General features: G+C 51.2%; 11 protein-coding genes. 5 read left to right on the top strand and 6 right to left on the bottom strand.

The features are described 5' to 3' along the window. Window positions 1-239: replication initiation protein (locus tag DLM85_RS24675; protein WP_133257273.1), on the bottom strand; the 239-nt coding region annotated here is incomplete at its 3' end. Window positions 240-1,610: 1,371 nt separating this feature from the next. Here DLM85_RS24675 and DLM85_RS24665 point away from each other — a divergent pair. Genes DLM85_RS24665 through DLM85_RS24655 form a run of 3 tightly spaced genes read left to right on the top strand, consistent with a single transcriptional unit; the run spans window position 1,611 to window position 3,488 of the window. Further along, window positions 1,611-1,871, top strand: coding sequence for a plasmid mobilization relaxosome protein MobC (locus DLM85_RS24665; RefSeq protein WP_165822296.1), 261 nt, complete (start codon window positions 1,611-1,613; stop codon window positions 1,869-1,871). Beyond that, window positions 1,861-2,826 carry a relaxase/mobilization nuclease domain-containing protein gene (locus DLM85_RS24660; protein WP_111480858.1) on the top strand — a complete coding sequence of 322 codons (966 nt, stop codon included), beginning with the start codon at window positions 1,861-1,863 and terminating at the stop codon, window positions 2,824-2,826. The genes DLM85_RS24665 and DLM85_RS24660 overlap by 11 nt, the downstream gene beginning before the upstream one ends. Before the next feature lie 38 nt (window positions 2,827-2,864). Then, on the top strand, window positions 2,865-3,488 hold the full coding sequence (locus tag DLM85_RS24655) for a hypothetical protein (protein WP_111480857.1): 624 nt from the start codon (window positions 2,865-2,867) through the stop codon (window positions 3,486-3,488). A gap of 21 nt (window positions 3,489-3,509) precedes the next feature. On the opposite strand, the gene DLM85_RS24650 is transcribed toward DLM85_RS24655, so the two are convergent. Genes DLM85_RS24650 through DLM85_RS24645 form a run of 3 tightly spaced genes read right to left on the bottom strand, consistent with a single transcriptional unit; the run spans window position 3,510 to window position 5,294 of the window. Further along, the gene (locus DLM85_RS24650; protein ID WP_111480856.1) at window positions 3,510-4,298 is read right to left on the bottom strand and encodes an ImmA/IrrE family metallo-endopeptidase; all 789 of its coding nucleotides are present in this window, start codon (window positions 4,296-4,298) and stop codon (window positions 3,510-3,512) included. Beyond that, window positions 4,282-4,698 carry a hypothetical protein gene (locus DLM85_RS25280; protein WP_133257272.1) on the bottom strand — a complete coding sequence of 139 codons (417 nt, stop codon included), beginning with the start codon at window positions 4,696-4,698 and terminating at the stop codon, window positions 4,282-4,284. The genes DLM85_RS24650 and DLM85_RS25280 overlap by 17 nt, the downstream gene beginning before the upstream one ends. Then, a complete protein-coding gene (locus tag DLM85_RS24645; protein ID WP_111480855.1) occupies window positions 4,695-5,294 on the bottom strand; it encodes a hypothetical protein in 600 nt (199 codons plus the stop codon). Before DLM85_RS24645 ends, DLM85_RS25280 begins: the two co-directional genes overlap by 4 nt. A 118-nt stretch (window positions 5,295-5,412) precedes the next feature. On the opposite strand from DLM85_RS24645, the gene DLM85_RS24640 reads away from it, so the two are divergent. Then, on the top strand, window positions 5,413-5,748 hold the full coding sequence (locus DLM85_RS24640; RefSeq protein ID WP_111480854.1) for a YegP family protein: 336 nt from the start codon (window positions 5,413-5,415) through the stop codon (window positions 5,746-5,748). A gap of 1,361 nt (window positions 5,749-7,109) precedes the next feature. Here the strand turns inward: DLM85_RS24640 and DLM85_RS25675 are convergent. Beyond that, on the bottom strand, window positions 7,110-7,412 hold the full coding sequence (locus DLM85_RS25675) for a zincin-like metallopeptidase toxin domain-containing protein (RefSeq protein WP_165822295.1): 303 nt from the start codon (window positions 7,410-7,412) through the stop codon (window positions 7,110-7,112). Window positions 7,413-7,827: 415 nt separating this feature from the next. On the opposite strand from DLM85_RS25675, the gene DLM85_RS24620 reads away from it, so the two are divergent. Then, window positions 7,828-8,355, top strand: a complete 528-nt coding sequence (locus DLM85_RS24620; protein WP_111480850.1) for a helix-turn-helix domain-containing protein — start codon at window positions 7,828-7,830, stop codon at window positions 8,353-8,355. A 7-nt stretch (window positions 8,356-8,362) separates the two neighbouring features. On the opposite strand, the gene DLM85_RS24615 is transcribed toward DLM85_RS24620, so the two are convergent. Next, the coding region (locus DLM85_RS24615; RefSeq protein ID WP_111480849.1) for a replication initiation protein at window positions 8,363-9,189 on the bottom strand (827 nt) is incomplete at its 5' end.

Genomic DNA, 9,189 nt, shown 5'->3' with positions numbered 1-9,189 from the left:
TCGTTCTCGACCTCGAACATCCGGCCGCCCATGGCTTCGGTAGCCTTGCGCAGGTACAGGTAGTCGTACTTCTTGCCGGTGGTGCGGCTCAGCTCCTTGACCGAAATGTCATAAACGCCGGTGGGGTCGTCCTTACGGAGTTGCGAGAGCAGGTAAAAGAATAGGTCCATCTGCAGCTCCGAGTACTCGTACCGGGCAGTAGTGATGGCATTGTGGTGACGAATTTCGACGGGCTTCATCTAGAGATTGGATAAGGCAACAGACGCAAGTTCGTCAAGAAACAGTAATTAGAAACAGACTGTGTTTATGCACTGATAATTCGCACACGAAAACTGTTTTTAAAAGGTATGATTCACACACGAAAACTGTTTTTTGACACACGAAAACTGTTTTTTGACACACGAAAACTGTTTTTTGACACACGAAAACTGTTTTTAAGGCTCATAAAATATTGTCAATCATATGGTTACAAGCCTCTCAAATAGAACAAATAATTCAAATACTCACAAAGTTGTGTTTCGCGTGCGCGAGAAGGCTTTTAGGGTGTGGATAACTATCTGGCGAGCCGTGCGCAGCACCAGCAAAAAACACAGCACAAACACGAAGCCCTTCGACACCGGGGCGCGGCATTAAAAGGCATATATACTTGATAATCAAATACTTGTTTATGCTATATAAGCCTTGTTGATGGGCCCATTTGGGCAGTTTCGGCTCCTCTACGTGTATCTTGTGCTATGGCTGACCGCATCTTCCGCTTATCGAATACCCCCTTGGGAACCGTCCTAGTTAAGTTTTATCAGGTAGATCCGTATAGCGACGAGGAGTTTCAGCGAGTGCGGGCCCGCGACTTCTTGCAAGCCACGTTGCCTGGATCGGGGCAGCCCTGGGGTTTCGCGCTGTGCCAAGGGCGGGTGGCTGCCAACAACGTGTTGCCGGAAGCCGTCGCACGGCTACACGCACAGTGTCCTTATTGCACGGCTGTGCGCATCGAGCGGGCCGGGTGAAGGGGTACCTTCGACCGGTACTTTGCATGCCGTAGCGAAGCTATATGTGCGTTGTCCGGAGCAGGCGAATAGCCAGGCAAATGAGACCAATGTCGGCACTTTACTCTCGTTTGCTTATGATGACCCAAGCTCCCAGCAGAGCACAGCCCGGACGATTACTCGTGCTGCCTGAAGCCGTTCTCGGTATGGATGTCTTTATACCTGACTTGGCAAGCCGAAGCTCCAATTGTTCGCGCAGTTGTGGCCTCGTCTTAGTGGACAATAGTTGCTTGGGCGCCAATCGGGTAAGTGGATACGCCTATTGGCCAAGCACTCTAGGTCAGTAGTATTTGGGGCAGTGGGGCAAAAGCTCCTACCTTGTGGCGCGGCTGTGATCCGTTCAGGCGTTAAGCAAGAAGTGTTTTTGCTTCGCAAAAACCCCGGTCGGCTGTTGGCCTCCCTCTTCTTGCCCCTGCCGGGGGCCACCTCTTATCCGCTCTGTTTAGACCTATGACTGACTCTGATTCTTCCGCTGAACCGCCAAAAAAGAGGCGCGCCCCCGGTCGGCCGAAGGCGCTATTCACGCACGATGCGACCCTTCAGCTGCGGCTCAACCAGCTGCAGTTGATGCGCCTCGACGAGCAGTCTCAGGTCACGGGTTACAGCCGCTCAGCCATCATCCGGGCTGCACTCGACGGCGTGCGGGTGCTGCACGCGCAGCCCACCGTGGAGCAGCGGGAGCAGTACCGGCAGCTGGTGAAGCTGGCCACCAACCTGAACCAGTTGGTGGTGCTGGCCCACGTGGGCCAGGACGTGCAGGCCCAGGCCCGGGCAACGCTCAACCAGGTGCAGCAACTTCTTTCTTCCCTACTGCCCCATGATCGGTAAAGTGAAAATCGGCAAGAGCTTCGCCGGCATCTGCCGCTACGTTTTCCAAGAAGACAAGCAGGCCCGGGTGCTTGATGCCGACGGCGTGCGCACGGACAGCGCGGCGCACATGGCCCAGGACTTTCAGTTTCAGCAGCAGCTGCGCCCGAGGCTGGGTAACGCCGTACTGCACGTGGCGCTGGCGTTGCCGGCCGACGACGCGGCCGGCCGCAGCCCCGAGCAGTTGAGCGCGCTGCTGCAGGAGGTCGGCCGGGCTTACGTACGCGAGATGAAGCTGGAGCACACGCAATGGGCGTTGGTGCAGCACGTCGACAAAGCGCACCCGCACGCGCACCTGGTAGTGAACCGCGTCGACAACGACGGGCAGGCGATTGCCGACAGCTTCATTGGGCAGCATAGCCGACAGGTATGCCAGCGGCTGGAGCAGCACTTCGGGCTGACCGTAGCCGAACAGCAGGGGCGGGCGCAGGCGCGGGAAGTGGGGCCCACTCACCGGCAGGCGGCGGCCACCACGCCGAAGCAGACGCGCACGGCGGATTGGCAACGGACACGGCACGAGGTGGCCAACGTGCTGAAGCATACGGCGCCGTATGCGGGCAGCTTCGAGGAGCTGCAAGCCAAGCTCACCCGGCACGGGGTGACCGTGCAGCTGAGCACCCACCAGAAAAAGCAGGGGCCGGCGGTGTACGGGGTAGTGTTCGAGAAGGATGGGTACCGCTTCAAGGGCAGCGAGGTGGCCAAGCAGTACAGCGCCGGCAACCTGCAGCAAGCTTTTGCCCACTACCAGGCGCAGGCGCCGCAGTTGACCCAAGTGGCAGAGCAGGCCGCGCAGGGCTACTCGGCGGAGGCGTTGGCTCGCTTGTTCGCCGACCAGGCCCGGGAAGCCGCCCGCCAGGCGCCGCAGTTGCCCCCGCGTCCGCAGCTCCCCAGCCGGGATGGGGGCTGGGAGCGCTAGCCGCGGCTGATTACTCTCCTTTTCTCTCTGTTGACCTTATGCAACCCACCGATCTGTTCAGTACCATCAGCGAAATGCGGGATGGGATTCACACCCTTATTCAACGCGGCAAGCCCGTCAGTACCGACGACTTGCAGCAGCTCCTGCAGGCCGTCGAGGCGAAGAGCCGACCCACCTTCGACCCCGCTAGTGTGGCCCGGATATTAGCGCCCAGTTTACTGTCGGAAATGCCCACTCCGGACACGCTGCGTCAGGCCGGCCAACAGGCAGCAGCAGCCGTGAGCCAGGCCGTGCAGCAGGCCACGGCACAAAGCAAGACCGAACTAGCCGCGGCGGCTGCGGAACTGCAACGCAGTGCGCAACGCATTCCTCGGCAGGTGCCGGTGCGCGGCGACGTCGTGGGATTCACCAGCCTGCAAGCAGTGGCTGTGTTTGGCGGGATCGTCTTAGTGTTAGTAGCGGGCTTGGCCTGGGCCATCGCGAGCCGGAACAGTACCCGCACCGAGCTGGCCACGTTGCAGGCTCGCCACGCGCAAATAGAGCGCTGGTTCACCTTCTTCGTGGAGCACCGCCAAACGCTGGCGAAGGAGCGGCCGGAGTTAGCCCGCAAGTACTTCCCTTATCCAAACGATCCAGAAGCCGCTTCCGTGAGGAAGAAGTAATGGTGTGCCTATATGACTAGATTAGTCTTCCCAAATAATACTGATAGTGTAATTAAAGCTCTTTACGTGAAGGCAATATTCATAAAATATTGGATCACCTTCTTCGTTGTGTCTCATTCTGAACCAATCTGACTTCCAAATTTGTTGTTTTTTCTCGTCCTTAAAATAAGTTTTATTTTTTGTAAAAACTTCGTATGCTACTGAGCCGATAGGTGGATTGGAATCATAAGAAAACTCAATATAGTGGTGGAAATCATGAGAAGCTTTCCACCACTTCATTTTGTTGTCTTTGCAGTATACTATGCATACAGGGTGATTGCCGCGATTTACAAATTTAAGTATAGCTGCTGTTTTGCTTACTTGAAATCTTTCGGATAGATGTTCTATGATATGAGGCCCAAATTTTTTTGCTTTGCATTCTTTATAAAATTGCTCAGTAGGCATTAAAAATTCAGATGCAAACTCGTTAGCCTCTGTCTCTTGTGGGCCTGCTTTATACCAATTTATAAGGTCGTATTCAGTGTCAAAGGTTACATTGTCTAAGTGCTTGTGCATCTCGTGATGTCCTAACTCATGAGCGGCAGCAAATCTTTTCTTAGGCTCAAATGTAATATTTGAGTTTATGGTGATTATCGACCTGTTATTTACTGATACAATTTCTCCTTCTTTGCCATTTAAAGGCTTTTCTTCATAATAGGCGCCTCTTCCCATGATAATATCGCTTATTGGAAGCTCAGTAGGATCATCTATTCCACAAGCCTCCAAGACTCTTTTTGCTGTTAATTCTGCTTTGCTATACTTGTTGTTCATCTTGTTCTGTGTTATCGGGATCTACGAATTTTAAATAAAAATATTGTGTAAGACTATTTTTTATATCTTCTTGATTAAATGAATCAATATTTCTGTTGTGTAAAACTAGGTTATTGCTTTTAACGAATGATGGGAAGGAGAAATTAACATCATTTATAAGCGAGTCTACCCAGTCTATGGCTTTCTGTTTTATGCTTTTAGTTGATTCCATTTCGGCGCGTTTTTTTGCTGCTGCTGCCTGTAATTGTAGCTTTTTTATTCGTTTGATTCCTTCTTTATAAATATTGTCAGGGTCTATCTTATTCTCTTTTAAATATTCTTTTGATTTTTCTGGATCACAACTAGTATGATCAACGTTAGATAGTATTATTTTGGCTAGGTATTTTTTGCTGTATGTCATGATGTGGAGTTCTGAATTTGAAATTTTGAAGCAGTATTTTTTAAAATGGTTTCAAGTCTCCTTTTGCCATTGTCATATTCTCTTGCTTCTATGTTGAACTCCTTCATTATTTCTCTTCTTTTCAAGTCCATGTTTAGGCCCAGCAGTATGGACTCGACCACGCTGTCGTCTTGGGCTTGCTGTTCTATGTAGGCTATGACTGCATCATAGTCCATTTGCTGATCAATTAGTGCTTCCGTGTATGAAAGCATCGACTCCAAGTAAGTGGAGCCTGCTTCTTCTTCGTCTGGGTTATCTACGAACAGGTCTAAAGTCTTCCTGTTCTCTGCTGAAACAGCATCATTGCGTACTAAGGTGCGGATGATGTTGAAGTTTATGTAGTCTGCTAACGAGCCCTTTTTCGGGTCATGCTTCTCAGGGTTAGCGAAGTACAGTGCGAGAGCGTCGTCTACGTAGTCGTGCACCTCTTTGCCTTTGATAGAGGAGCCATCACTAGTCCCCCTGAACCAGTGCTTCTTCTTTAAAAGTTTGTGAGTGAAGGTGAAGAGGCATTGATATAGCTCCCCCCAATACTTGTCGTCCTGTTCCTGTGCCACAGTAGTTTTTTAAGCTATAGGACCACACCTATACATGTTGGCAAAGTAAAGTTTTTCGCACCCGGCCGCAAAAAAGAGGCGCGAGTCAACATGGTATAGTAAACCAACTCTACTAAACATGAATAATCCCAAATTCCGGGTGTTCAAGAGTACGGCTAACGGCCAGTACTACTACCATTTGCAGTCAAAAAACGGTGAGAAGATCCTCAGCGGCGAAGGCTACACCACAAAGCAGTCGTGCCTGAATGGCATTGCCGCAGTCAGGGTAAATGCTCCCTACGATATGCGCTACGAGCGCAGAAATGGGTTCAGCAACTACACCTTCAACCTGAAAGCGGCTAACGGTGAGGTGATAGGCCGGAGCGAGAATTACACAACCCTCACGGCTAGGGAGAACGGTATTGAGGCTGTTAAGCGCGATGCCCCTACCGCTCCTATTGAGGACTTAACGTAGTTGACTATGGCCGTTCAGAATACGTGGCCTAGAGACAGATATACCGGCCCGGGCGGTGGCATGTACACCGGCCCGGGTGGCGGTATGTACACTGGTCCTGGAGGCGGTATGTATACCGGTCCAGGTGGTGGTATGTATACTGGTCCTGGAGGCGGTATGTATACCGGCCCGGGCGGTGGCATGTACACCGGCCCCGGAGGTGGTATGTACACTGGTCCTGGAGGCGGTATGTATACCGGCCCCGGAGGTGGTATGTATACTGGTCCAGGCGGAGGGCTCTATGCCGGGCCAGGTGGTGGACTTTACACGGGACCCAGCAACACTCCTTATCGGAGTAACAGGCCTCCGTTTGAAGTACTGCTTCCATACTTCCGTAAGCGCAACATGTACTCTGTACTCCGTTTGCTGGCTGCACACGGAATAGAGTAGTTACCTCATTCTTTTTCAAACAACTCACAATGAATAAGAAAACCACTTCACAAGGTGTGGCCTCTCGCGCCTCCCAGACACTTAGCGATCCGAACTCGTCAGCTACGGCCAAATCTTTGGCTGCTTCGGCGTTGTCTCAAGTAAATCGTGGTCATCAAACAGGTGCAGCTACGGAGGATCTGGCTTCCCGAGTGCTGAGTAGCACTAAGTACAACTCGCAGACAAAGGAGTTTGCTGCCTCAGTGTTGGCTCAATCAGTACGCGAGCGTTAGCGTACATAAATAGTCTCAGTAATGCAGAAGACCCGCTTTACAGCGGGTCTTCGCTGTTTGAGGGGAGAGTAAAGCAGGTAGACAAACTGGAAAAGTGCCACGCAGAAACATTGGGGCGGTGGGGCATAAAACCAGTGCGATTCCGGGAGTCGCTGAATAACATGTATTATGTTAAGCAATTTTTCCAGGAATAAGGGGGAAAGCAGCTACCTCCCCCCTATCACCCATAAAGTCCTATTTTATCCTAATCAAAAAAGCAGTCCCTTCTATCTGACCAAACCCAGCTAAACAAGAGAGGCCCAGTCGCGATAGCGCGACTGGGCCTCTCTTGTTTAGCTGGGTTTGGTCAGCAGACGAGCAAACTTTGCTTCTTCATTTTACCCATCCCAGTGATGTGACTTGCACGACCTCTTGGAGTAAGTATGTCGATGAACTCTCCATCCATGCTCAGCTCTACACAGTATGTCTCACTAGCGAAGCCAAAAGGATTGGGGGCAGTTTGAAAGGAAACAACCCACATTTGACCCGCCGGAGACGATTCGAACTGGACATGGAAGTCCCTGTTGTGATCGTAAGCTAAGCCCTTGTCTCTTAGAATGTCCCTTGTAAGAGCAATGAGCGTCCTTTCATCGAGCCTTTCAAGTACTAAGTTGGCTGTATTCATGGTAGTGGTGGGTGCCCATGCAGCTTACGCACCCGGTTGATGTATGATGTTGCATCTGCAATTTCAGCTGCAGTAAGCTTATGAGCTTTCTCCATCAAAGCATCATAAACATACGTTTCTTTTTCTAAATCAGTTAGAGAAGAGTAATGTTCTTCTCCAATTTGGTGCCAATGCCTAGCATGGTACACTTCATGAGCTATCTCAAAGTACGTGAAGCCCTTAAGTACATAAACAGTTCGGCTCCCACTGTTGAAAGCTGCCCTCTTTAGGTTGTCCACCATAAACTGGTGCAGGTCCATACCCCAAATCATAAAGCCTGGAGTGACTATGACTAGTTCAACTCCATAGCTAGAAAGCAGCCTGTTTGCCCAACTCTTCTGCTGTCGGCGTTCTAATTTTTTGCTACCTAGATAACCTGTTCTGCTTTTAGGAACGTTGATCCATTTTCTAGAATGATATCTCATAATTATAATGTTTTATTTGTCATATATGTTTGGCATACATGACTTTATGTTGTTAAGGTGATGTTTAGAGAGCTCGTCTAGTTCCCGAACAAAGTTATTGAATTAGCATAAGAGTATAAGATACGGCCAAAGTCAGTATGGTTCGTATAAGTAGCTATCAACTAGCTGCTTATCGACAGACTAGTCAAGTAGGCGTTTATGACTAATCAAAAAACTGCCTTATATTCAAGCGCTGACTAGTCACACACTCATGGAAGCGCCCATCGAATTCCTCTCCATTAAGCAAGCAGCTCAACTATATGGCAAGTCTGAACAGACTATTCGCCGACTAGTCAAGCAACACGTCAAGACTAGTCACGTCCGTACGGAGGCAACACCAAAAGGAAACGCTTACCTGATTAGCCAAGCCTTTTTGCAAGAACAGTATCTGACCAGTCAAGCGACTACTCAGACACCAACACAGCCCGAGCAGCTGCCTGCTGTTATCGTATCCAACCAGGCAGAAGAAGTCGCCCAGCTTCAACAACAGTTATTGGAACGCGATCAGACTATTCAGCAGCTGCAAAGCCGCCTGTTAGAGCAGAATGACGTGCTGAACGCCTTGACTAACCAAATGAATAGTCAGCGTATCGGGCACATCGAGGAACTACTGTTGCGCCAAAACGAGCAGCTGGGCGAGTTGCAGAAGCGGCTGCCCGAGGTTACCCAGAATAGCTCGGTGATTACTCAGGCAGCCCCACCCAAGCCGGGCTTCTGGAAGCGTTTATTCGGAGGGTAGGAGGGTGTCAGCTACTCGCGGCCTTGGTGTTGATGCCCAGGATGGTGAGCAGCAAGCCGGCCGGATTGCGCGTCGCCTTGACCTTGTCGGTTCTCATGTCATGCGCGAATTGATTTACCGCCCGCACGTGCTCCGCGTCCTGAAGAATGCGGGCGCGCAGCTGCGGGTCCACGATGCGCAACTCATCCAGGATGCGGCCCGCGTTCTGGGTTCGGTGGTCAGGTAGCTCAAGCGAGAGCTGCTTGACGGGCGCCAGCTCAGGCAGCACCACGCTAACGGTTTGACGGGTGATCTTAAAGACGATGCTCTTAAAGGCCCGGCCTTGTTTCTCTAACTGGTAGTCGATACGCAGATCCGTGTGCTCGTTGATTTGCTTGACCGCCTCATCCAAGACGAACTGCTTAAGCTGGCCAATCTGCCGAAACTTCTCATTACCCTTGTCATCGAGCAGGTAGAGCATCCGGCGGAAATCATCCAGCTCGAAACGCTTGGTTTCGCCCAGGTCTTTCCATTGGGAACAGAGCGAGTAGATCCGCTTAGCGTATTTACTAGTCAGTCGCAAAGCCGCGTACAGCTGGAACGATGTGAAGTTGTCCCGCAGATCAAACAGGTAGGGGCGGATAGCGTTGGTTAGTTCAAACTGAATGCTGCCCGTGCCCTTGATATAGCGCACGCGCTGGAACATCCAAATTTGCTCGTACACTTGGTCGTTCTCGACCTCGAACATCCGGCCGCCCATGGCTTCGGTAGCCTTGCGCAGGTACAGGTAGTCGTACTTCTTGCCGGTGGTGCGGCTCAGCTCCTTGACCGAAATGTCATAAACGCCGGTGGGGT

Source organism: Hymenobacter edaphi (assembly GCF_003258365.1).
Lineage (GTDB): Bacteria > Bacteroidota > Bacteroidia > Cytophagales > Hymenobacteraceae > Solirubrum > Solirubrum edaphi.
The sequence above is the reverse complement of the archived record's forward strand: the minus strand, read 5'-3'. Positions and strand labels throughout refer to the sequence as shown.